The organism is Streptomyces sp. NPDC007983, from assembly GCF_042958345.1.
GTDB lineage: Bacteria > Actinomycetota > Actinomycetes > Streptomycetales > Streptomycetaceae > Streptomyces.
In genome coordinates, this window is the sequence record NZ_JBIBJI010000034.1 from 1 (window position 1) to 24,227 (window position 24,227).

General features: G+C 70.7%; 13 protein-coding genes and 3 pseudogenes. 3 read left to right on the top strand and 13 right to left on the bottom strand.

Annotation, left to right across the window (positions count from 1 at the left end):
- Positions 1-467: 467 nt before the first annotated feature.
- Positions 468-1,781: a Helicase associated domain protein gene (locus ACFZCY_RS43100; protein WP_391186857.1), complete on the top strand. Its 1,314-nt coding sequence runs from the start codon at positions 468-470 to the stop codon at positions 1,779-1,781.
- A gap of 148 nt (positions 1,782-1,929) precedes the next feature.
- Here the strand turns inward: ACFZCY_RS43100 and ACFZCY_RS43105 are convergent, their stop codons facing one another.
- From ACFZCY_RS43105 to ACFZCY_RS43135, 7 genes and pseudogenes are all read right to left on the bottom strand, one after another.
- Complete coding sequence (locus ACFZCY_RS43105; protein ID WP_391186860.1) at positions 1,930-2,166, bottom strand: hypothetical protein; 237 nt, start codon at positions 2,164-2,166, stop codon at positions 1,930-1,932.
- Between the two features lie 459 nt (positions 2,167-2,625).
- Complete coding sequence (locus ACFZCY_RS43110) at positions 2,626-2,919, bottom strand: polyprenyl synthetase family protein (RefSeq protein ID WP_391186863.1); 294 nt, start codon at positions 2,917-2,919, stop codon at positions 2,626-2,628.
- A gap of 55 nt (positions 2,920-2,974) precedes the next feature.
- Positions 2,975-3,325 (bottom strand): annotated as a pseudogene (locus ACFZCY_RS43115) (polyprenyl synthetase family protein); the annotation flags it as partial.
- A 721-nt stretch (positions 3,326-4,046) separates the two neighbouring features.
- Entirely contained in the window at positions 4,047-4,478 is a 432-nt protein-coding gene (locus tag ACFZCY_RS43120; protein WP_391186866.1) for a hypothetical protein, read from the bottom strand.
- A 305-nt stretch (positions 4,479-4,783) separates the two neighbouring features.
- Positions 4,784-5,156, bottom strand: a pseudogene (locus ACFZCY_RS43125) (hypothetical protein); the annotation flags it as partial.
- 33 nt (positions 5,157-5,189) lie between these two features.
- Positions 5,190-6,242 carry a fatty acid desaturase gene (locus ACFZCY_RS43130; protein ID WP_391186869.1) on the bottom strand — a complete coding sequence of 351 codons (1,053 nt, stop codon included), beginning with the start codon at positions 6,240-6,242 and terminating at the stop codon, positions 5,190-5,192.
- 894 nt (positions 6,243-7,136) lie between these two features.
- Positions 7,137-7,541 carry a hypothetical protein gene (locus ACFZCY_RS43135; protein WP_391186872.1) on the bottom strand — a complete coding sequence of 135 codons (405 nt, stop codon included), beginning with the start codon at positions 7,539-7,541 and terminating at the stop codon, positions 7,137-7,139.
- A gap of 427 nt (positions 7,542-7,968) precedes the next feature.
- On the opposite strand from ACFZCY_RS43135, the gene ACFZCY_RS43140 reads away from it, so the two are divergent.
- Entirely contained in the window at positions 7,969-11,658 is a 3,690-nt protein-coding gene (locus tag ACFZCY_RS43140) for a hypothetical protein (RefSeq protein WP_391186875.1), read from the top strand.
- A gap of 325 nt (positions 11,659-11,983) precedes the next feature.
- Here ACFZCY_RS43140 and ACFZCY_RS43145 read toward each other — a convergent pair whose 3' ends face one another.
- From ACFZCY_RS43145 to ACFZCY_RS43155, 3 genes are read right to left on the bottom strand one after another with little or no spacing between them, the layout of a single operon-like run.
- Positions 11,984-13,285: an MFS transporter gene (locus tag ACFZCY_RS43145; RefSeq protein ID WP_391186878.1), complete on the bottom strand. Its 1,302-nt coding sequence runs from the start codon at positions 13,283-13,285 to the stop codon at positions 11,984-11,986.
- Positions 13,282-15,288 (bottom strand): PEP/pyruvate-binding domain-containing protein, encoded by a 2,007-nt coding sequence (locus ACFZCY_RS43150; RefSeq protein WP_391186881.1) that lies wholly within the window; start codon positions 15,286-15,288, stop codon positions 13,282-13,284. The genes ACFZCY_RS43145 and ACFZCY_RS43150 overlap by 4 nt, the downstream gene beginning before the upstream one ends.
- Complete coding sequence (locus tag ACFZCY_RS43155; RefSeq protein WP_391186884.1) at positions 15,288-16,670, bottom strand: ATP-grasp domain-containing protein; 1,383 nt, start codon at positions 16,668-16,670, stop codon at positions 15,288-15,290. The genes ACFZCY_RS43150 and ACFZCY_RS43155 overlap by 1 nt, the downstream gene beginning before the upstream one ends.
- A gap of 328 nt (positions 16,671-16,998) precedes the next feature.
- On the opposite strand from ACFZCY_RS43155, the gene ACFZCY_RS43160 reads away from it, so the two are divergent.
- Positions 16,999-18,312 carry a PAS domain-containing protein gene (locus ACFZCY_RS43160; protein WP_391186887.1) on the top strand — a complete coding sequence of 438 codons (1,314 nt, stop codon included), beginning with the start codon at positions 16,999-17,001 and terminating at the stop codon, positions 18,310-18,312.
- Between the two features lie 282 nt (positions 18,313-18,594).
- Here ACFZCY_RS43160 and ACFZCY_RS43165 read toward each other — a convergent pair.
- The 3 genes and pseudogenes from ACFZCY_RS43165 to ACFZCY_RS43175 form a co-directional block, all read right to left on the bottom strand.
- A pseudogene (locus ACFZCY_RS43165) lies at positions 18,595-19,214 on the bottom strand (dihydrofolate reductase family protein).
- A gap of 685 nt (positions 19,215-19,899) precedes the next feature.
- Positions 19,900-20,346 (bottom strand): hypothetical protein, encoded by a 447-nt coding sequence (locus tag ACFZCY_RS43170; RefSeq protein ID WP_391186890.1) that lies wholly within the window; start codon positions 20,344-20,346, stop codon positions 19,900-19,902.
- 974 nt (positions 20,347-21,320) lie between these two features.
- A complete protein-coding gene (locus tag ACFZCY_RS43175; protein WP_391186893.1) occupies positions 21,321-22,556 on the bottom strand; it encodes an aminotransferase class V-fold PLP-dependent enzyme in 1,236 nt (411 codons plus the stop codon).
- Positions 22,557-24,227: the final 1,671 nt, after the last annotated feature.

Consider the following 24,227-nt stretch of genomic DNA (forward strand, 5'->3'; position numbering starts at 1 on the left):
ACCTCGCCGGCCTCCACCTCCGTGCCTCGATGATCTGGATCGACGACATCCTGAAGGCAACTGGCTGATCACAACATCACACAGGCCCTAGTACTCCAGCATGCCTCCGAAGATCCCCACCGCCCCCGTGCACAAGCCATCGGTGCGGTCGTAGGTGACCACTCGAGCTCTTTACTCTCATCAAAGCAGGTCAGATGGTAGGCGGTCCAAACTCAGCTCCGGTGAACACAGTTGAGATGCCGCAGGTCACAGCGATGGACATGTCTCAACACTACGTACTCCGCTCCCCCACCCCGAGCGCCTGCCATACCGGTCTGCACGGCGTTGACACCGGCTTTCGTCACTCGTGTCACAAACATTCGGCAGGGGATGTCAGTAGCTTGTCCCTGCTCAAGCCAGGTTCTCCACTGACATCACAATGACGATCAGCAACTGACAATCACACGCAGACCATCAGCGCGCTGCGGATGCAGCCCGGCGAGGGCAAGGTCGCCTCCCTCGTGGTACCAGTTCTGCTCGCGCCGGGCGAGACGGCCGACAACATGCTCACTTCGCGGGCGTTCGGCGGGCTGGCAAAGCTGCTGGAGGCCCTCCGGGCGCACGACGTCCGGGTGGTGGAGCAGCTCGCCGGGCAGCAGGCCCACAGCGTCTCCAAGGACGCGCAGGGCCAGGAGAGCCGGGGTGAGGGGACCGGGCCCGACGGGCCGTCGGCGTCCGCGTGCAAGCTGCTGAAGTTCAGCACCCCGCGTGACCCGGCGCGGCTGGCGGCGTTCATCAACCTGCGGGTCATCAACCCCGAGCACGAGCACTGGCGCCGCGGGGTCGAGGCCGCCGCCCTCTACAGCCGGTTCCACGGCGACCTGAAGGTCCCGTTCACCTACCGCGTGCCGGAGGGCGAGGAAGCCGAAGCGGTCGGATGGCCGGCCTCGCTCGCCAACTTCCCCCTCGGGCAGTGGACCGCCGACAATCGCCGTTTCTACGCACGCGGGCGTCTGGACGAGGACCGTGTCGAACAGTTGGAGCGGCTCGGCATGGTCTGGAGTCACTTCGACGTCGCGTGGGAGGAAGGCCTGGCTGCCGCGCGCGGGTGGGCTGCCGAGCACGGGCATCTCCTGGCGCCGCTCGACGCCGCTCACCAGGGTTACAAGGTCGGCATCTGGCTGAAGAACGCCCGCGCCGCCGCCCGGCGCGCTTTGGAGCTCGAGCAGCGCCAGGCCGAAGGACTCCCCGTCGACTCGTGGTCCGGCGCGATGTCGCCGGAGCGGCGCGAGCAGCTGGAGGACATCGACCCGTCCTGGTACCCGGCCTGGCCCGTCGAATGGCAGCGGGCCTTCCACCTCACTCGCCTGCACCTCGAAGAAGCCGGCGGCGAACTGCCCACCGAACCCGGCATCGTCGTGCACCAGGGCGAAGACCTCGGACGATGGGTGCGGGCGCAGCGCCTCGGCTGGGACAAGCTCACGACCGTGCAGCAGTGGATGTGCGAACAAGTCCTCGGCATCACACCCGCAAGCGAGAACGAGAAGCCGAAACCGCGCCGTACACAGGCCGACAAATGGGCCACCAACTACAAGGCCGCCAAACAGTACTACGAGCGCGAAGGACACCTCCAGGTACCGAGAAAGCACGTGGAAACGATCGTGTTCGGGGTCGGCGGCGAGAACCAGGAACAGCGACCTTTGCGACTGGGCGCATGGGTCAACAACCAACGCAGCAGGGCCGCCACGCTCTCCCTTGAGCGCGTGGAGCAGCTGTCCGCCATCGGCATGCGCTGGGCGTAACCGCCGTCGCTCGTACTACGCGAAGGCCCGCACAAATACTGTGCGGGCCTTCACATTTCGCTTCGCCCAAAGAAACTTCCTTGTCTGTGTGACATCTGTGAGTTCCGGCTCCATTCAAGCGGGTGACCGCGTACAATCAGGACTGCTCTCACGCGCGGATTGGGAGAGGGACGGGGACGTCGGCGAAGGCGCCGGTGTCGAGCTGGGTGATCGCGTTGCTCCACGTAGCGTGCGGGATGCGCACCGGTTCCTGCGCACCGGTGGTCGGCCAGTGCTTCGTCTCGGCCAGGCCCGTGATGGTGAGCTCGGCGGTCAGGTTGAGGTCGGCACCTGCTCGGGCCTTCTCCAGGCCGCGGAGCTGTACCTCGGTGAGCGTGGTCTCCATGGTGAGCGTTGTCGCGAACGGCTTCCGTGCGATGGGGCCGGCAGGGGCGAGTACGCCGATCCAGTTCGCCGGGCCCGGCACGTCGAAGACCCAGAGGCGGCCGTTGACGAGGAACGGGGCGTGGTGAGCGGGGCGACCATCTGCCGGGCCGGACCGAGCATCGGCAGTACCCCGAACCCGATCACGAAGTCCTTGACCAGCCACCGCCGGGCGCCGCCGACCAGGTTGTGCAGGATCGTCATGGCCTGCCAGATCAACGCCCACTGCCACACCCCGAGCAGGGCGCCTGTCAGCGGGAATGCGGCGAAGACGACGACGGCGCGCACGATGGTGCCCGGGATGCGGGCCTGGCCTGCCACCAGCAGGCCGGAGGCGACACATCGCAGGGGGGGGAGGCCGCGCCGGTAGGCAGGGCGGCGTCGTCCAGGGCCAGCAGGGCTTGGCGGGTGAGTTGCCCGATCAACTCCTCGATTCCGGTGGGGCACCGGTTTCCTCCAAGACGGCACGAGTCCGGGCCATCTCATGCGAACCGAGTCGTGTCCCCCGGCCGTGGCCCGTGAGCAGGTCGCGCTCGCTCCCAGTGGTCCTGTGCAGAGCCGAGGCGAGCAGGACGGTGTGCTTTCCCTCGGCCAGATCCTCGGCCGCGGGCTTGCCCGTCTCGGTTGGGTCGCCGAACGCGTTGAGCAAATCGTCGTGTAACTGGAACGCCTCGCCCAGCGGCAGACCGAACGCGCTCAGTGCCCGTGCACACACCGGCGTCCGCGCCCGCCAGGACCGCCCTCAGTTGTAAAGGCCGCTCCACCGTGTATTTCGCGCTCTTGAACCGGGCGGTGCGCAACGTCGCGTCCACATCGGTGCTCGGCTGTCCGGTGGCGAGTAGGTCGAGGTACTGCCCGTACATCAGCTCCGTGCGCATCCCGTCCAGCACTGCCGTGGCTGCGGCGAGCCGGTCCGCGCTCAGTCCGGCCGTGTGCAGCAGTTCGTCGGACCACGCCAGGGTCAGATCCCCAAGTAGCACGGCCGCATCCACGCCCAGCCTCGCCGCGCCGGAAGGTCCCGCATGGCGGGCGGCGGTGGCCTCGTGGGCGCTCGGCCGACCCCGGCGGGTGGCGCTGCGATCCATGACGTCGTCGTGAACGGGGGCGAAGGCGTGGAACATCTCCAGCGACGCGGCCACCCGCAGCACCGGCCCTCATCACCGCACCCCTTGGCCGCGCACCAGCCGGCCACGCGCAACACCGGGCGGGTCCGCTTGCCGCTGCCCAGGACCAGATCCCGCAGAACGTCGGTGGCCTCTGCGGGAAGTCCTGCGCAGCGGCCAGACGCGCTTTGGCGGCCAGGAAGGCGGCCAGGCTCTCATCGACGGCGCTCCGCACACAGGCGGGGTCGAGCACGGGGGCGGGGAGCGGGACTGCGGTCTCGGACGATGGATCTTCCTTCGACCAGCGGACCGGCGGGCACACTCCCAGATCCGCTGAGCCTGTTCCTCCCCTCGAACACGGCACGCCTCGCCTGTCCCTCAGGGCGCGCAGAGGCGCACCACCGCCCCAGAGGGGGCCGCGAACGTCACCACTGCGCCGGCGCGCGTCTCGCACAAATGGTGGCGCGAGCAAGGTCATGGAGAGGTCTGGGTGGTGAAGGCGAAGGAGCGGGAGGCCGCCGCGGCGTGAGCGAGCGCCCTTGGGCAGCCGGACGAACCGATGCGGGGGCCCGGACGGGCTCTGCCTGTCCGGGCCCTCGCTGTCGTGCGACGGTCAACGCGCCACCGGAGCTTGCCCCGGGGGCAGGGCCGACGGAAGAGGGAGCGCCAGGAGCCGCATTTCGTCGGTTCCCCGGTTCTGGCTGTGGCACCAGCGCGTGCTGGTGCCACAGCCAGAGCGCTAGAACCGCGGGTCGAGGAACGAGCCCCACGTGTAGGTGCCGGAGGAGTTGACCACCGAAGTGCGGCTGGTTGCGGCCGCGTCCCAGTCGGAGTTCTCCGGCACCAGTGTCGAGGTGTGGATGTAGTCGCCGTACTCGGGGTTCAGGCAGCTCTGCCAGCGGTACCAGCCGGTGTCGAGGTACATGTCCCGCGTGACCCACTGGTTCCCGCCGATGCGCAGCCCCCAGTTGTAGCTGCCCCTGGCCAGGTAGATGCGGCGGGTCTGCGTGCAGGCGAGATCTCCGCCTTGGGGATTGGACGTCAGGTACTGGGTCCGCAGGACCGAGGCCGTGTCCGCCGACGGCGCGGCCGCCGCGGTGCTGGGCGCGACCATCGCCGTCATGCCCAGCGCGATCAGCAGGGTGGTCAGGATTCGCCTTCGTCGTTTCATCACTTTCTCCTTCCGTGGTCGGCACTGCCTGCGCCGGCGGAGCCGAGGCGCCCTGGTCTGCTCGGATCCGAGCCGGCCGGCTGGTGCCCCGCTGCACCGATTCCAGCGGCCGCCTGGTTGTTCAGAAACCTGCTCCCCCACCCTGAACAAACCACGGCGCGCCCGAGACGGGGACGGTGTCGGCGAACGCGCAGCAGACACCCAGGACGATGGGGGACGTCACACAGTTCCGCCCCGTCTGGCTCGCGCGGTTCGGTGCTCGACCGTCGGTGAGAGCGCTCAACCCTCGCTGCGAGAGGTCAACGCTTGCCGGAGAATTCGTCGGGCGAGCGGACGTCGACGAGGTTCAGGTTGCCGATGGCCGCCATGACATCGTCGCGGAAGGCGCGGATCGAGGTGTCCTGCGGGTCGGGACCTGGGCGACCAGGTCGCGCGAGTCCAGCTCCCACTTCTTGCGGCCGCCGTCGAGGAGCTTCACGTCCTGGTGGCCGTAGACAGTTGTTGTTGCCGCCGTGGAGGACGATGGTCCGTCGACCAGGCCGCGCCGCCGCTGGTGCCGCCCGCGGCGACCGTACCGCCGCCGTAGGTCACCTCGTCGAAGGTCGTTGGCGAAGCCGTTGTCGGGCAGCAGCTTCTCAAACCTGTCTGGCCCACGAAGTCACGGCGCACCGGGTCCCGGGCCGGCCCCGTGGCCCGTGGCCGACGGTGCTCTCATTCGGGCCGGGCCGCACCGCCGACCGTGTGCATGTGCTGCAGCCCTTGCCGGTAGGAGTCGAGTAGCCCGGTCTCGGCGTACGGGAGCCCCAGATTGCGGCAGTGTTCCCGGACCAGAGGCTGTACGAGCCTGAGGTGAGGGCGGGGCATGTTCGGGAACAGGTGGTGCTCGATCTGGTAATTCAGCCCGCCCAGGAACCAGTCCGTGACCGGCCCGCCCCGGACATTCCGCGACGTCAGGACCTGGCGGCGCAGATGGCCCCAGCGCTCGCCCGCCGGGTCGGGCATGTCCATACCCTTGTGGTTGGGCGCGAAGGCCATCCCCAGGGTGAGCCCGAAAAGCGCCTGATGGAGCAGCGCGAACGCGACGGCCTTGCCCACCGGCAGGCAGGTGAGCAGCAGGGCGCCGTAACCGGCCGCGTGCAGCGCCAGCAGGGCGCCCTCGACGGCCCGCTCGCGCACCGGCTGCCGCCGCAGGTCCTGGACGCTGCTCACCTTCAGGGCGATGCCTTCGAGCAGCAGCATCGGGAAGAACAGCCAGGCCTGGTGGCGGGTGACCCAGCGGGCGAATCCCCGGCGCACAGCGGCCTGCTCCGCGGTCCACACCAGTGCGCCGGCTCGGACGTCCGGGTCCTTGTCGATGTGGTTGGGGTTGGCGTGGTGCCGGTTGTGCTTGTCGTTCCACCACGCGTAGCTCATGCCCAGGAGCAGATTGGCGTGGAGGAGTCCGATGGCGCGGTTCGCCCGGCGGCCGACAGCGATCTGGGCGTGCCCGGCGTCGTGGCCGACGTAGGCAGTGCGGGCGGACAGGATGGCGAGCGGCGCGGCGAGCAGCAGCGTCCACCAGGTGTCCCCGGCGAGGACGAACCCTGTTACCACGGCGGCCAGGGCGAGGAGGTTGACGGTGATCATCCGCGCGTACCAGCCCTTGCGACGTTCCAGCAGCCCCTGTCCCCTGACCCTGCGCAGCAGGGGAGTGAACTCACTCCCCCGCTGCGCGGTGACGCCGACGGGTTCGGTGGACACAGGCGGCGCGGCGGTCTGAGACATGGGGGACTCCGGTCCTTAAATCGGCCAGCAATGCTCTGACCTGCTTAAACGTACGGACCGGGGAGCATGTGGCGCCATGGCGTCAACACCCCGCCCGCACGGGGGCCAGCCCCAGGAGCCCGCAGGGGGGTTAGCGACACCTCCGCCCCGGCTTCCAGACGGCCACCACACCGGTGGGTTCGAGTGGCTGGCTTGCAGACGCTCTCATGCCTCATCGGCGTCGAGATCGCTGTGCATGCCCCGGGACGCTCCCCGCCGCTCGCTGGGCGGGCCGCGTGGGTGTTTTTCTCCCTCGCAACCCGATCCGGTCTGGCCTCGGCCCGACCCGTCTGCGACGGCGCTCCTTCCTCACGGCTGTTGCGCCGGGAAGTGGCGCGGTTGGCCCCAAGAGGCGGGGCACCGGGCGCCAGGCCGTCGTTCTGGTCCACGTCGTCGCCACGCCGTGCACCAGCTGGTGCGTCATGCGCGCCTCGGTCACCGAGGCGCGGGCGCCGGCTCGAAGGCGCCTCCTTGAACAGGGTCAGGCATGACACTCCAGCGCGCACCCGACCCCGTCGTCCTCGACGCCCACGAGGCCCAGTCCCTGCTCACGCTCCCGTGAGAAGTCGAAGAGTTCCTCGACGAATGCGAGGAAACCTTCGAGCCCTGGCCGCCCGCTTCGGCGTCAGGAAGGCCCCCTCTTTGAGAGGGTGTTCCGGGGCGGGCACATGCGGGACCGGGCTCTCTGCTGCTTCTTGGTTCCTGCGGTCCTCGACTGTTATGGGAGAGGGGGCGGGCGTCTGTGCGGCCCCGTTGGGTGTTCCGGCCCCGGCTTGTACATCTGACCACCCCGCGGGTGCGAACGCAGCGCCGTACGCGTGGGGTGGAGCGGCCCGCAGGGCGTCGGTCAGGTGATCACACCCAGGCCGTTCCGGACTTGCACTCCGCCGCCGAGCCCGTGGACTTGGTGATCGAGCAGATCTGAATACTGATCTGGGCCCCTGACTCGAAGGTGTTGGGGAGTACGAAGTTCCTGCTCTGTCCGTTGATGCCGGATCGCCACTCGTGCTTGGCGGTGAAGGTCACACTGGTGTTGACTTTCTTGACGACCAGGCGAGCGTAGTAGCCATCGTCGGCGGTGTACGAGGGGCCGTTGTCCCACACCGTGAAGGTGTCGATCGTGTTGTCGTAGCGGGCGCCCGCGTAGTTCCTCGGTGTGTTGACGTCGACCGGGGCCGCGTGTGCCGGCGCGGCTATGCCGAGCACCGCCGCTGTAGCGAGGGCGGTGCCGAGGCCGGTGCTTACGAGTCCATTGCGCATACGCATTGATGACTCCTTGTCTGGTAGGTCCTTGTTCGGTCGTCCTGAGGTTCCGAGGCGGTGCGGTGGCCTGGGAGATGTGGTTACCGTTCACGCCGACGGCACCGAGCCTCGTCAGGCATGTCGGCCACAGCGCCTTCAGAACTTGTGTTGGTGCGCTTCCTGGTTCGCGAGGTGATGTGACCTGACGCGGCAGGGCCCCCGCCGTGCTCCCCCACCCCCGACTCGTTCATCGGGGAGCACGGGCGGGAGGGATATCGGCCCTGCCGGAGAGAAGTTCAGCCGTTCGCAGATTGATAGGTAACCCGCTGGCCTGCGACCTATCAAAATAAGACCGTCTTCGGCCGGGCGTCGGGGCCCTTTCCGCGGCGTACTGGGGGAATTGTGCTGCCTGATGTGAAGGCGCTGGGAAGTGAAGGGAGGGGCAGTGGGCCGTGATGAGAAGCCGCTGGACCCGTCTGCGGGGCCGGTGCAGCGGTTCGCCTCGCAGCTGCGTGCGCTGCGCAGCGAGGCGGGGCGGCCGACGTACCGGGAGATGGCGCGCAAGGCTGGGTACTCGTCGGTGACGCTGTCCACCGCGGCTGCCGGAGACAAGCTTCCGTCGCTGCCGGTCGTGCTGGCCTACGTGGCCGCCTGCGAGGGTGAACAGCAGCAGCTCCAGGAGTGGGAGCGTCGCTGGCGGGTCGTGAGGCAGGAAGCGGCGGCGTGCGGTGACGATGAGGATCGTCTTTCTCCCTACCGGGGGCTGGCCCGCTTCGAGGTGGAGGACAGGGATCTGTTCTTCGGCCGGGACCGGCTGATCGCCGACCTCGCCGCGTTGGCGGCAGCCCATCGGTGCGCGGCCGTCATCGGCCCGTCTGGCAGCGGCAAGTCGTCCCTGTTTCGCGCTGGGCTGGTGCCTCAGCTTGGGGTGGCCGAAGCCGATGAGGGGCGGAGGCCGTTTGGGGAACCGCGGATCCTGGTCCCCGGGCCCCATCCTTTGTATGTCCACCAGGACGTTCTGGTTCCAGGGCCCGGGGGCGGTGACACCTGGCTGGTGGTGGACCAGTTCGAGGAGGTGTTCACGCTCTGTTCGGAGGCAAGGGAGCGGGAGGCGTTCATCGAGGCACTGCTGGCCGCGCAGGATCCGGCTAGCGGTCTGCGGGTGGTGCTGGGGATCCGCGCCGACTTCTATGGCCGCTGCCTGCAGCATCCGGGTCTGGCCGCCATGCTGCGCGAGGCCTCTTTGCCCGTCGGTCCCATGAGCGCGGACGAGCTGCGCCAGGCCATCGTCAAGCCGGCCACGGCACGTGGCCTGTTCGTTGAGCGCGCCCTGACCGAACGGCTGGCCACGGAGGCTGCTGGTGAGCCGGGTGGGCTGCCGCTGATGTCCCATGCCCTGCTGGAGACCTGGCGTCGCCGCAGAGGGCGCACCCTCACTCTGGAGGGCTACGAGGACGCGGGCGGCCTGCATGGCGCCATCGCCCAGACCGCAGAGCGCTTCTACACCCAGCTGACCGTGGACCACGCCGCCGTCACCCGCCGGATCCTGCTGCGTCTGGTGACCCCGGGCGAGGGGGCTCCCGACACCCGCCGACGGGCCGACCGGGCCGAACTGGAGGCTGCCGGTGACGGCGCTGCCGCGGATGTGGTGGAGGGCCTCGTCCAAGCTCGGCTACTCACTTTGGAGAGCGACAGTGTTGACCTCGCTCACGAGGCCCTGCTGTCCGCTTGGCCCCGGCTACGCGGATGGATCGAGGAAGACCGTGAGCGCCTGCGTCTTCACCGCAAGCTGACCGAGGCCGCTCAGGCGTGGGCTGATCTCGGGCAAGACAGCGGTGCACTGTATCGGGGGGTACGCCTGACCGCGGCTGAAGAAGCCTTCACCGGCTATGAGGCTCAAACCGGCCTTACCTCGCTGGAGCGGGATTTCCTTGCCACCAGCAGTCATGCTCGCGACGCGGAGCAGCAAGCGGCGGTCCGCGCCACCCGGCGTCTGCGTGGGCTCGCCATCACCTTGTCTGTCCTGCTGATCCTCGCGCTGGCAGCGACGGTCGCCGCCTGGGATCAGTACCGAACCGGCGAACAGCACCGGCGTCAGGCACTGGCTGCGCGGCAGACTGCTCTGTCCCGACAGCTCGCCGCGCAGTCAGCCAATCTCCTCAACGAGGACCCTGACCTGGCTTCTCTTTTGGCGGTTCACGCCTATAGGAGCCGTCCCACAGCCGAGGCCACTGCCAGTCTGTACACAGCTGCCGCTCTCCCCCTTCGACGACGACTGGCCGGCGACAGCCGCGTCGGCTCCGTGGCGTTCAGCGCGAACGGCCGCACTGTGGCCGTCGGGAACGACGACGGCTCGGTGCGGCTGTGGGATGTCGCCAAAGGGACCAGTCGCGCCATCTCAACCGGGGCATACGCTGTGAAAGCACTGGCCTTCAGCCCCAGGGGCCGCACCCTGGCCGTCGGAGATGACGCCGGGAAAGTACGGCTGTGGGATGCCACCACCGGAAAAGCCCGCGCCACCCTGACCGGCGCATACGGTGTGAAGGCAGTGGCCTTCAGCCCCGACGGCCGTATCCTGGCCGTCAGCGGTGCCGGTGCCCGCAAGGGCGATGCGGGGCGGTTGTGGGATGTGACCACAGGCAAGATCCGCAGGGTTCTGCCCGGGGTTGACAGCGTGTGGTCGGTGGCGTTCAGTCGGGACGGTCGTGCGCCGGCCGTCGGAGATGACGACGGCGAAATGCGGCTGTGGGATGCCACCACCGGGAAAGCCCGCGCCACCCTGACCGGCGCATACGGTGTGGAGCCGGTGGCGTTCAGCCCGGACGGTCGCACCCTGGCCGTCGGCGGTGGCGACGGCTCGGTGCGGCTATGGGATGCCACCACCGGGAAAGCCCGCGCCGCCCTGACCGGGTCTTCCGGGGCGAAGTCGCTGTCGTTCAGCCCCGACAGTCGCACGTTGGCCGTCGGCGGTGACGACGGCAAAGTACGGCTGTGGAACGTACCTGCCGGGCAGATCCGCGCCACCTTGACGGGTCACGGCGCCGGCGTGCAGTCCATGGCGTTCAGCCCGGACGGTCGCAGCCTGGCCAGCGGAAGCGACGACGGCACGGTGCGGCTGTGGAAGGTACCGGTCGGTCAGGTCCGCGCCACCTTGACCGGGTCTTCCAGGACGAAGTCGGTGGCGTTCAGCCCCGACGGCCGCACCCTGGCCGCCAGCGGTGACGACGGCTGGGTGCGGCTATGGGACGCCGCCACCGGAAAGGCCCGCGCCACCCTGACCGGGTCCTCCCGGGCGAAGTCGGTGACGTTCAGCCCCGACGGCCGCACCCTGGCCGCCAGCGGTGACGACGGCAAAGTACGGCTGTGGAACGTACCTGCCAGGCAGGTCCGCGCCACGCTGGTCGAAGGTGCCAGGATGGATTCGGCACTGGCGTTCAGCCCCAACGGCCGCATCCTGGCCACCGGCAGCGACGGAAGCAGCGACGACAACCGGCTGCGGTTGTGGGATGTGAGCACGGGATCCGTCCGAGCCACCTTGACCGGGCACAGTGACGGCGTGTGGTCGGTGGCGTTCAGTCCCGACGGCCGCATCCTGGCCGCCGGCGGTGGCGACGGCTCGGTGCGGCTATGGGACGTGACCACAGGCAAGGTCCGTACCGCTGTGATCGGAACTGCCAGCATGTGGTCCGTGGCGTTCAGCCCGAACGGTCGCACCTTGGCCGTCGGCGGTGATGATGGCAAGGTGCGGCTGTGGGATGTGCATACAGGAGCCGTTCACGCCGCCTTGACCGGCCACGGTGACGCTGTCGAGTCGGTGGCGTTCAGCCCGGATGGCCGCACACTGGCCAGCGGCAGCAACGACCACACCGTACGACTGTGGGACGTGAACACCGGCAGGATCCGCATCACCCTGGCCGGCCACAGTGACGGCGTGCAGTCGGTGGCGTTCAGCCCGGATGGCCGCATCCTGGCCAGCGGCAGCAACGACCACACCGTACGGCTGTGGAACATCTCCCTCCCCGACCCGGCCCGAGCGATCAATACAATATGCCGCGCTATCAGCCGAAACATGACCCCGCAGGAAAGCTCCACTTATCTGCAAGGCCAATCACTCCGCCACCCTTGCCGATCTTGAGCCGGTCAGCCCTGCTGATCGCGGCCACACCAGCGCATCGGCATCTCTGCGGACACGCTGGGTCCAGCAGCAGGACCCGTGTTCCCACGCTACCCGCATCACGACTTCGCCCCTCCAAAGCGGACACACCGGCCACTGCGGCACCGTCAGGAGGCGATCTGCTTGCCGTCGGCGGCGCCGGTGATGGCGATCTTGCCGACGGGTTCGCCGTGCGCGCCGGTGCCCTTCCCGGTGGTCTGCCAGGCCAGGCGCGGGGGGTGTTGGCGGCCCGGGCGGTCAGCTTGGGGCGGGAGGTGGTGTCCTTGACGCCCTCACCGGCCCGATGTCACCTTCGTGCGTGCCCGGTGGCCTCCTGGCGCTCCTCGCGGGTGGCTCGTGGCGGGCGGGGGCGACGGGGCTGTCCGGTCAGCGCGGCCAGGTGCACCGCGAGCATCACCGCGGCGGTCACGGCGGCGCTGTGCCACAGCAGCGCGTCCATCCGGCCCGCCGAGAGGTACGCGCCCGCGGCCACCGCCGCCAGGGCGCACACCGCGCGGTCGATGATGCTCTCCACCGACAGCAGGGTGGCGCGCGGAGCGCCCGGCGGCACCGCGTCGTTGACCAGTTTGCGCTGGATCGGGTACGCGAAGCCGGTGGCCGCCGAGAACAGGCAGAGCAGCGCCACCGCCGCCATCGGCCCGCCGAGGGTGATCCCGGCCAGGGACACCGCCATCGCCAGGCTCAAGACGGACACCATCGTCAGCGGTTTCAGCTTGCGGCCCAGCCACTGCGGCCGGGCCGCGCCCACGGCCTCGGCCACCGTCACCGCCGCCAGCACACCGCCGTGCGAGGGCTCCGGGATGCCCTGGTCGATCAGGATCGGCTGGAACAGGTTCACCTGGCAGATCCGGGAGAGTGTGAAGACCGCCACGCCCTGCACCATCACCACCGCCAGCCACGGGGAGCCGCGCAGATGGCGCAGCGCCCGCCCGGCCTCCCGCCACGCCCCCGGCCGGCGTGTCCCCGGCTCGGTGCCCGCCGGCCGGGGCAGGGCCATGGCACAGGCCAGTGACGCCGCTGCGCTGGCCGCGCTGAGGAGGTACGGGGTGGGCCGGGACAGCGCCATCAGGGGTCCCACCAGGGGCCAGCACATCACCTTCGCGGCCAGCCCGAGGGCCCGCGCGGTGCCCTCGGCGTGCAGATAGTGGTCGTCCGCGCCCTTTGCGTGCAGTGCGTCGTAGAGGTAGGCGCTGGCCGCCCCGGAGGTGAGGGAGCGGCCCGCGGCGATGGCGAGGAAGTGGGCCAGGAAGCCGGTGTAGTCGGGCGAGAGGACCGGGGCCAGGTTCGCCGCGGTCATCACCACGGCGCCCGCGCGCAGACAGTTGCGGGCGCCGATCCGGTCGGCCACCAGGCCGGTCGGGATCTCGAACAGGCAGAAGGCGATGTAGTAGAGGGACTGGATGCCGAAGATCTGCGCGTCCGAGAGCCCGGCCTGGCGCTGGTAGGCGTAGAAGACCGGCATCCACCACAGCAGGTTGAACAGCAGCTGGAAACCGTTGTTGAGGGCGATGACCCGGCGTGCTGCGGCGGTGAGCGGGGTCCGTTCCTGTGCCGGGGAGCGGCGCAGGAACGGCACACGGCCTTTCACAGGGCGTACGGGCGGAGCTGGACCAGCTTGAAGGCGCCTTCTTCGGTCATCAGCCACTCGATGTCCAGCGGATCGTCGGGATCGGTTGCGAAGTGCGACTGGAGCAGCCGCCCGGTGAGCGCGAGATCCGCCAGCCGCGCCCGGGCCGGGGACGGCAGGTCCTCAACCGAGGAACCGAGGTCCACGGTGCGGCCTCCGCCCTCCACGGTGTTGTAGAGGTACTGCAACGGCAGCGCGGTGCCGTCGACGACGCTCTCGGGCGAACCGGGCGTGCAGTTGATGTAGACGTTGCGGAAGTCCTCGCGCCGCGTGGGGTTGCAGGTGACCAGCACCCCGCCGAGCCCGGCCGGGGTGTACTCCTGGACGATGACGCCCATGTAGGTGTCGTCCAGGGAGATGCCCGCCTGGTGACGGAGCCGGACGCTGCGCGGCGACACCAGCGAGGCCCACACCTGCCGGACGGCGTCGAGGAGTTCGTCGGTGCCGTGCACCGTGGTGATGGAGTCGTAGACCCCGGCGGCGGAGAAGCCGGGCAGGTCCTCGGCGTTGGAGGAGGAGCGCACCACCAGCCGCTTGCGGCACACCCGGTCGGCGAACGGGCCGGTGATCCGGGCGGCCACATCCTCCGGCAGCGGGGTGGCACGCACCAGTTGCTGCAGGCTCAGGCACAGTGGGTCCAGGACCTCGGTGGCTCCCAGCTCCAGCGCCATCTTCAGCTTGCCGATGCCCTGTTGCAGAGCGGGTGAGGAGGTCAGGAAGCGGTGCTGGAGGGCGAACGGCAGTGCCACGCCGTCGGGCGCGGTGATGGTGGCCGCCACGAATCTTGAGGCCGCCTGGCGCAGTGTCTCGGGGTCGGCGGACGCGGTCAGCCGGGAGGCGAGATGGCCGTACAGGTCTTTCCGGGGCGGCCGGGCGCGGCCGTAGAAGGCGGTGAGGTCGGCGGTGCGGCTGTCCAGCACATGGTGGAGTTCACCGAGGTTGGCGGCCTTGGTGCCGTAGCGGTCGCGGTCCTCGCGGCGCAGCCGGTGCAGTTCCAGGACGGGGGTGTCCTCCAGCAGCGGCGGCTCCAGCCGGATGCGCTGCTGGTGCCAGGCGGGTTCGTCCAGCTGCGGGACCTCGTGCAGGCGGACCAGGCTCACCTCGTCGTCCTGGACCCGGTAGCGCACCCACGCCCCGTCCAGTTCCTGAGACTCCACCAGATGGGCCATGTCGCGCACGATGGCGTTGGGGATGCCCCAGCCGGAGGCCAGCACATTGGTGTGGGACAGCGGGGTGATGGGGGCGGCGTTGATGAATCCGGCCACCCGTGGACAATCGTCGGGCAGGCAGTCCATGGCCACGATGTCCGACCAGCGCAGGTCGGCGGCGTGCGCGCGGTACTCCTCGAGCGAGGCGAACCAGCGCAGCCGGCCGGTGGCCTCTGCGGTGTTCAGCGGGGTGCGGGGGCGGCTGACGAACAGCTGGTGGCTGAGGATGCGCGGCAGCGTTACGTCGCTCATGGGGGCGAGTGCCGCTTCCTGGCCGTGGTTGGCGGGTTTCAGCAGCAACGGCAGCCGCCCGTCCACCCGCTCCCGGACGAAGTCGTAGAACTCCTGGAGCATGGGGCCGTCCATGGTGTCGGCTTCGGTGGTCTCCAGCACCAGGAACGGCCGGTTACGGCCCTCAGTGTCCTGGCCGGCGTGCAGCGACAGCACGCCGAGCAGGAAGCGGCGGCCGGGGTCGGTGTACACCGAGGCGTTGAACGCGTCGAGCCCGGCGTCGAGTTCGTTCAGGTCCATCCCGAGGATGCGGGTGGCCACATAGTTGACGTGGAAGGGGTGGGCGGCGGTGTCCAGCAGGTGCCAGGTGTGCTCGGTGCGGTCGACCACCACCTTCAGGTACGGGTGTCCGGCCAGCACTCCGGACAGCGAGCGGAACAGCGGCAGCGACAGGTTCTCGCCGACCACGGTGGCATCGGTGCCGGGCGCGGTGGCCGGGCCGGGAAGCGTATGGATGCCGGTCATCAGGGCCTCCCGGTGGCCGGGACGGGCGGCAGGGCGGTGGGCAGGGCGTCGTTGAGCCTTTCGAAGTCACGTATCACCGTGACCGGGTCGTCGGCCACCAGCAGGCACAGCGCTGCCATGGTGTTCGCGCCCGCCGCCGGGTCGTAGACCGGCACCGGGGTGCCGTCCGGCAGCGAGTGCTCGGCCACCTTCGTCAGCCGTGCCCCGGTGGAGATCAGTCCGGAGCGCTGGAGGGCGTCGAAGTCCCACAGCCGCCGGTCCGGCCACGGCGCGCCGGAGCCGTCGACGGCCAGTACCACCAGCGAGCCGGCCGCGCCCTTGGCGTCGGCGGCGCCGAGCACCGAAGCGGGCCCGGGGTCGGGCCAGTCGGCCTCGCGGCCGAGCAGCCGGTCGATGAGCATGCCGATGACGTCCACCCCGAAGACCTCCTCGATCTGGGGGACGGTCATCGCGCCGCCGAAGCGGGCGGCGGTCTCGATGACCCACATCCGCCCGCCGGCGCCCAGCTTGATCTCGGTGTGGGTGCCGCAGGTGCGCAAGGAAAGCGCGTCCACGGCGGCCGTCGCCAGTTCCACCACCTTGCGCTGGGCGTCCTCGGGGAGCAGGGCGGGGGTGATCCCGGCGCGCTCGGTGAACGGCTCGACGGTGGGCATCCGCCCGCTCAGGCACACCGGGTGATAGACGCCCTCGGCCACGATGCCCTCGACGCTGACGTAGTCGCCCCAGCCCGGCTCTTCGAACCAGTCGGCGGCCGTGCCCGTCACGATCTCCTCGACGAGGAAGTCGGCGTCCGCCCCGGCCACATGGAGTTCGGCGTAGCCCTGGCGGGCGGAGTCCTCCATCACCTCACGGGCCCGGGCCCAGGCGGGCGCGATGTCCTGCGGGCCGCGCAGGATCTGATGGGCGGTGGACCCGGCGCTCCAGGCCGCCTTCATCAGCATCGGGTAGGGGATCCGGGCCGCGGCCTGGTGCAGGTCGCGCTCGGTGGCCACGGAACAAAACCGTGGCTGGGAGATCCCGTGCGTGTCCCAGGTGCGGCGCATCATCCGTTTGTCCCGGGCCAGTACGCAGTGTGCCCCGGCCCCGGTGAGGCCCAGCCGCTCGCAGGCGTCGGCCACCGCCACCACGGCGTATTCGGACGGGGTGAACACCGCATCGGCGCCGACGGCCTGTGCCTGAGCTGTGATGAGCGCGACGAGGTCCTGGGACGCGGTGTCCGCGGGGGCGGTCACCGAGGCGCACAGCCGGGTGACCTCCTGGTGGGCGGAGGGCGGAAGGGGGCTGAGCACGAGCAGATGCACTTCGGCCTTCGCGGCGACCCGGGACAGCGCGTATTCCAGCGGCGGCCCGCCCTTGGCGTAGACAAACAGCACCTTACTCACAGATAACGACTCCTCGGTTCCACGTTTTCCGACGGCTCGGCGAAATGCGGCGGGCCGGCCCGTCCGCCGCGTTCCGGGCCCGTCAAGCGAATCAGTCGGGCATGACGCGTACCCCCCGGATCGGGGGTGGGCACTCAGGCAAATGCCTGAGTGTCACGAGGGGTTCACGGTGAGCGAGGCCGTCGGGCATGGGTTTCGGCCCTTCTTCGCCCCTTGTGTGTTCCGGCTGGTTACGCCGCATGTGAGCGCGGGGCCTGGGCAGTCCTTGGGTCATGCCTCCGGCGGTCCGCACCCGGAGGCCGGAGGGGAAAGGCGACTGGTGTCCGATATGGGCCTGAGTACGCTGCTGGAGCGCATGCCCGTGTCATGGTGGGAAGCCGATGAAGAACTGCGCATCGTCAACTGCGGCGGGGGCGCCTTCCACGACCCCGGTACCGCACAGCGGTTCCTCGACAGTCTCATCGGCACGGCCGGCGCCGCGCGGGAAGGGGCGGCCGCCGAGGGCCGGGAGCCGGGGATCGACCGCCGCCAGGTCCGGTTCGGCGGGCGGCTGTTCGACGTCACCTCCTACCCCGGCCGACTGGCCGGTGACGGCCCGGGAGGGGTCAGCGGGCTCGCGGTGGACATCAGCGCCCTGGAGCTCGGACGCCACGGCTACGCCGCGTTCACCGACTTCGCCGACTTCGCGCCCGCCGCGGCGTTCATCCGCGACGCCCACGGCCGCTACCTGTGGGCCAACCACGCCTACGCCCATCTGTACGGCACCACGCCCGAGGGCGTGATCGGCAGCAGCGTCACCGATGTCGACGCCCCCGAGGACGTGACGGCCTTCCAGACCCTGGACCGGCAGGTGCTCAGCTCGGGCAGGCCGGTGCGGCACACCATCGGCTACCACCGCCCCGACGGCTCACCCGGGCGCGCGGTCGGCCACCGCTTCCCGGTGGCCGAGGGTGGCCGGAGTTGTGTGGCCGGGATCTACATCGACATCACCGACTACACCCTCGCCCTGAGCCGGCGGCGCGCCGCCGAGGAGGACCTTAAGGCGGTCACCGAACACAGCGGTCTGCCCTGCGCCCTGCTCTCGCCGGGCGGCCGGATACGCCAGGTCAGCGCCTCGGCCGCGGAACTGCTCCGGGTCCGTGTGCCTGATCTGCTCGGCCGCCCCGCCCACCGCTATCTGGCCCCCGCCGACGATCTGGCCGGACTGCGCCACGCCTGGCGGGATCTGGTGAACCGGCGCCGGCGCCGGTTCCAGACCTGGGCGGTCTTCCGCGACGCCCGGGGCGAGGAGTGGCGGGCCCGGGTGCTGCTCACCGCCGTCAGCAGCGGTTCACGGCGGGCCCGCGGCGTCTGGGCGGTACTGCCCCACCACACCCTGCCGCACCCGCCGCTGCCACCGCTCACCGCGGCGCAGTTGCGCATCCTCACCCTGCTGTCCGCCGGGCACGGCAACAACGAGATCGCCGCCTCGCTCCGGCTCTCCCGGCAGACCCTGGACTACCACCTCGGCCGGCTGCGGGAGTTGCTGGCGGCACCCACCCGGCTGGCGCTGGTCAGCCGGGCGTACGTACTGGGCATCCTCGATCCGCAGGCGTGGCCGCCGCGCTCGGCCGCCGGCTGCCGCCCGGCCGGCCCCTGCTGACGGAAAGCGGACGGGAAGCGGACGGGAAGCGGACGGGAAGCGGACGGGAAGCTTCAGCGGGGGCTGACGGGAAACGGACAGGGAGCTTCGGTGCGGGGTGGTTCACCAGCGCCTTGCGCCCCATCTGCTGAACGAATCCCTGGTATCCGCCGTCCCGGCAGGACGGTCCGGGGGCCCCGGGCCGGCGGGCGAGCGCTCCGCCGGGGGGTGTGCAGCTGCCCAACTTCCGTCCACGGGCCGACGGGCGGAAATGGCTGCTGTGAAGTTCCGGCGGCGACGCAGTCACAGGACGTCGTAGGTCAGGTGCGTCGCGGTCGATGTCGCGGTCACGCTCCGCTGCACCAGCGTGCGCGGCGCTGCGCCGGTGAACAGTGGCGTCCCGGCACCCAGCACGACGGGCGCGAGGTGCAGCGTTTAGCGTGTCGACCAGCCCGGCGCCGAGCGCCGGGCCAATCGTGGCGCCGCCGCCCATAAGGGACGACGCCGAGGTCCCTGCCGCTGTGCAGCGACGTCGCCTCGGCGCGCTCGCGCGCGGCGGTGACAGCGTCGGGCAGAGCGGTGGTGACGAACGTCCAGTCGAGGTCGGTGAGCCCCACCGACTCCGGCGGCGAGCTCGTCAGGACGACGAACGCGGGCTTACCGGCCTCGCCGGCGCCGTAGCCGGTGCTGTCGTCCCAGCCGTTCGGCCCGTCGGCCACGTCGAAGGAGCCGGCGGCCGAGGACGACGGCGCCCCAGCGGGCGGTCGCCTCGCGCAGGACCCGGCGGTCGTCGGGGTCGTCGGAGAACGCCCAGATGTGCAGGGCCTCGCCGCCGGTGCCCAGGCCGCTTGTCCGGGCCGGGCACCGGGCCCGGTGACGAAACCGTCGAGGCAGACCGAGATGTCAGCGATGATCCGAGTCATGCCAGGGCAGACCCGATCCACGCCGGCCGAGCTCATCGCAGCGGCCACACCCCGGCTCACCTACCGGTCCAGCTGGTATCAGGCGGGGAAAGCGGTGGTCGTCTACCTCTACGCCGACGGCGACGACGCCGGATACGTGAACTGGAACGCGGCCCCGGTGGGGAACGGGCCCCGGAGACGCGCTGCGGGCCAGGGGACGACGCGGCCGACGGGTGGGGCATCGAGGGGACCGTCTCGGAGCCGGGCCGGCTGATCCGCGAGGCTTCCACGCGAAAGCGCTCCTCCCCCTGCACGACCCCGTGGCAGACCGGCAACCTCGACGAAGGCAACCAGTACACCCTCGACGTGCGCCTGGTGAAGGGCCCGGAACAGGTCTGCCTCTACGGCTGCTTCCGCGTCAAGTCGTAGGCGGATCTCTCACCCCAGGTGGCAGGGTGTGGTGATCTCCGCCGCCGTCTCTCACCAGAAGCTGAGCTCGCCGCCCGCCGTGTAGACGCCGGTGTCCCCCTCGCACTCGCCGCAGCCTCACACCGTCAGCCCCTGGGGACGAGCGTGACCGCGAGCGCGGGCCATTATGCGAACGCCCGCAGGCGCGCACCGCTTGCACCCGGCGCAGTGCACCGCGGCCCAGGCCGGGCTCGTGCGCAGGCCGGCGACGCGCATGCTGCCCGCCCCGGAGATACGCTCACCGTCCCGCCCGTACGGCCGTGCAGCCGCCGCTGACCGCGCGGGTCCGGTCGCGCTCCTGGGGTTCGTGCTCGGGCTGCCCGGCTCGGGGTTCGGTGGTGACGGCCCGGTGCTTGCAGGCGTCGCACAGGTGCGGGTGGGCGTCGCGCGGTGTGCCCCAGCCGGTGCGGGTCCGGTGGCCTTCCACCGTTCGTCGGTGAACTTCGCGCCGCAGTCGGCGCACACCGGACGGCGCGCTTCCCGCTTGGTCTTCCGCTGTTCGGCCCGCGCGGCGCAGCTGCTCCTTGCACTGCCCCCGGCGGGCCTGGTTACCGGCCCGCTTGCCGGGCCTCGGCCGCTTCGCGGCGGCGGTTGCCTCCCCCAGGGGCTGCATGTGGTCGCGGCCGAAGCGGAGAAACACCGAACCGGCCGGGCCGTGCTCGCGCAGGTTGCGCAGCCCGGGCACGACGATCGGGATCTTCTGGTCGTGCAGGTGGTGGTCCTCGAACCGCTCCCCCTGCCACAGGTGATTGAGGGAGGTCGATCAGGCGCGGGATCGTGCGTTGGGGGTTGCGGTCGCCGATGCGGTTGCACACCAGCAGCACGGGCGAGTGCGCCACATCGCCCGGACAGCCCACGGAAGCCGTCCGGCAGGTGCGCTATATCGGGCGCTCCTTGCGTACTTCTCCAGCCTGTCGGCAATCTCCTGTGCGTAACTTGTGGCAGTTGCCGACCTCGATGAACAGCAGCGGCGCCTCGTCCTGCGGGGCAGTGAGCACGATGCCGGCCCCCGGAGGGGGCACGCTTGCCGGGCGCGTTCCACGTGCCGGTGGCGGGCAGCGGGACCTCGGTCCCGTAGGCGAGGCGGCCGATGCCCTCAGGGGTGTCGATGGCGGCCTGGGCGGCTGCCTGGACGTCGGGCGGGCCCTCGGTCATCCGGGCAAGGTCCGCGCTTGGGGCGCAACGGCGGGGCGGGCACCCCCGGCTGGTTCCGGGTTCGCGGATGTGGCCGCGAGGCGCCTCGACCACGCCGGCCGGCATGCGGCGGATGGCCGACCGGGTCCAGCCCTCGGCACACACCGTTGCCGAGGTGGCCCGGGGAAGGTGAGGGGCACCGCCTCCGGCGCAGCGGTCCTGTGCACTTCGGTGTCGTCGCCTTCCTCGTAGCTCTGGTCGGTCATCGGGCCACCTTGAGGGTTTGCGGTCGCCCGGGAGGCGCTGCCGGTGTTCGTGGCCGTGGAGTAGGGGGCATGGCGCAGGCTCGTGGTCTTGCGCCGTGAACGGGGTCGGCGGCTTGATCGAAGAACAAGCCGGCCGGGATCACACGGCGCCCGCCAGGCGGGGCCGGCAGGCTGTCCGGGAGGTGGTGCATGGCGCCGGGCTCACGGACTGCTCGCGGCCGCGATCTCGTCGGATGTGCCGGGGGTGTGGCCGCGGTGCTTATCCCGGGCGGCCGGTGTGCTTGCGGGGGTGGCCGAGGAAGTCCCCGAGGGCGGAGCTCAGCTGCTGGATCTCCTGGTGCGTGTTGTAGTAGTGGACGGACGCGCGCAGTGTCTGCTCCAGTTTGCGGTCCTCCATGTCCACGCAGGCCGTGTTCGACCTGGAGACCCACAGGTTGACGTCGGACCGGCGCATCGCCTGTCGGATCTGCTCGGGTTCGTGGCCGTCGACGGTGAAACCGACGATGCCGGCCAGCTCCCCTTCGTCGTCCACCCGCTCGAGCAGTTCGACGCCGGGGATGGCGTGCAGTTCCCGGCGCAGTGTTCGGCCCAGTTCGGCGATCCGCGCCCAGCTCGCCCCGATCCCGGTCTCCAGCGCGTAGTTGAGGGCGGCACCGAGGCCGATGCGGGCCACGGCGTTCACCTCCCAGGTCTCGAACCGCTTGGCGCCCGGGGCGATCGTGTAGTGGCCGCCTCCGAGCCAGCACGCGCCGTCCAGACCGACCATCAGCGGATCGACGCTCTCGGCAGCCCGCGGACTCATATAAAGGAGCCCGGTGCCGCGCGGGCCGCGCAGGTACTTGCGCCCGCAGGCGGAGAGGAAGTCACAGCCCACCTCCCGCACGTCGATCGGCAGGTGCCCGATCGACTGGCAGGCATCCACCAGGTACAGCGCGCCGCTGTCGCGGACCGCGGCGCCGATCTCGGCGATCGGGTTGACGATGCCGCAATGGCTGGGCACGTGCGTCATCACCACGGCCTTCACCCGGTCATCGAGCATCGCCCGCAAGGCGGCCACATCGACGCGGCCGAACTCGTCGTTCGGCAGCACCTCGACGCAGGCACCGGCGCGGCGCGCCACGTGCAGCAGGGAGAGGTAGTTGCTGCCGTACTCGACGGAGGAGGCGAGTATGCGGTCCCCCGGCTGGAAGGGAATGGAGTAGAAGGCCAGGCTCCAGGCGCGGGTGGCGCTGTCGGTGATGGCGATGTCGCCCGGCTCGCAGCCCAGGATCTGCGCAGCGGCGGCATAGGGCAGGTTCAGTGCCTCCTGCCGGATCTCGGCGGCCTCGTACCCGCCGCGCCGCGCCTCCAGTTCCAGGTGTGCCGTCATCGCGCGCACCACGGGGGCGGGCATGAGTGCGGCACCGGCGTTGTTGAGGTGGGTCACGCTCCCGATCCCGGGCGTCTCCTTGCGCCGGAGCTCTACGTCCAGGTCCTGAGCTCCGATGGCTTTCACAGGATCAACTCCGGATTTTGTGGCGATGGGACACATACACGGATCCTCGGAACGGCTAGGGGGTGGGAGGGATCAGGGATGAGAGGGATCAGGGGTGGGAGGGATCAGGGGTGGGAGGGATCAGGGGTGGGAGGGGCCGGGGGCGGGGGCCGGTCGGTGTCGGTGAAAGGGGGCCCTGAGAGGCCCGGGGCTTCGGGTGTTCCGGGGAGGGGGCTGCGTACGCTGCGCGGCGTGGGCCTTGCCAGGTGGCCGCGTAGCTCCGGGCCTCTCGGCGGGGTCCGGCGGGCCGGGTGTCGAGGAGGCCGTGCAGCGGGGCAGGGGCGGGGACGCGTGGGCGTGGGGCAGGCTGGGGAAGAGCGGTGGCGGCCGCGCGATGCGACCGTGGGGGGGGTGAGTGCGCGACTCCCGCCGGGTGTCCGGCCGGTCGGCGGGTACGCGCCTTTAGACCGGCATGGGTCACGCTCCGGTGGGCATCGCTGTAGGCGACCTTCGCGCCGGGCTGCCTGGTCTGCCGCACCAGCGGTCCGGAAAGCGGCCGGAGCAGGTCCGTGCGCAACATGTGTCGTCGTCCCTTCGAAGGCGACAGCAGACAGGCAGCCCGTAAAGGGCAGATGGTTCGCCCTACCCGGTCCAGTCTTGTCGCCCGACCGCTGCCCAGACCCCCTGATCACCCCCCTAGAACATCCCTAATTTGCCGTGTGACCGTGGTTAGCCGGGGGACGTTCGGGGCGGTGGGCCGGCCGCATTGTGCTCCATCGCCGTACGGTCGATCACCGCGTTATCGTCCATCCGCCCGAAATACGCCCGTAATGAACGGCCCGTGTTTTATGTGAATGCCCGAGGGGGGGGCAGGATTGTCTTTTCCGGCGGTTTCCCCTGTCGGCGGTGGCCGGCAGGGAAAGGGCCCCCTACGGGCATGGCGCATTCGGCACCTGGGCGCACCCGGGTCCGGGCGGGCTCGGTGACCGTGCCTAGCCCGTGGACGCCCGTGACGTCCACGGCGTCCACGGCGTCCGCGGCGTCCACGGCGTCCACGGCGTCCACGGCGTCCACGGCGTCCACGGCGTCCACGGCGTCCGCGGGCGTGCCGCTCCCCGCTGCGGTCCAGGATCAGATGGCCGGTCTCGCGGAAGCCGCGGGACGGGTCCGGCAGCGGCCTGCCGCCGAGCGGGATTCGGCCGCCGACGCCGGTAGGCCCCGACGTATCGCACGCCGGTGCGGCCCGCCGTGTGCGCCCAGGCGAGCGCGGCGGGTCGCCGTCGTCGGCACAGGGCCACCCCTTCCGTGGTGCCGAACCATCCCGCAGGGCACTGCTCAGGTCGGCGCCGGCCCAGCCGGGGCGGCCGGCGCAAGCAGGGCGGCCGGGCCAGACGGTGGCCGGGCCAGACGGTGGCCGGGCCAGACGGTGGCCGACCCAGGCAGCGGCCGGGCCAGGGGGCGACGTCCGGGTGGCGGGCGCCGCCGCGCCAGGGTCGGCGCGGACCCCCGCGGGCGTGCCGGGCGAGCGGGTCCGGGGCGGCCGCCGGGTCCGCTCCCCCGTCGGCCGTGGCCGGCGGGGGAGCGGAAGGCGGCCTCGCGCACGGTGGCGGCCTCGCGTTCCGCCGCGCGGCGCCACCCTTGGTGGCGCCGATGTCGATGCCCAGGCGGTCGCGGATGGGGTGGCTGCCGGCC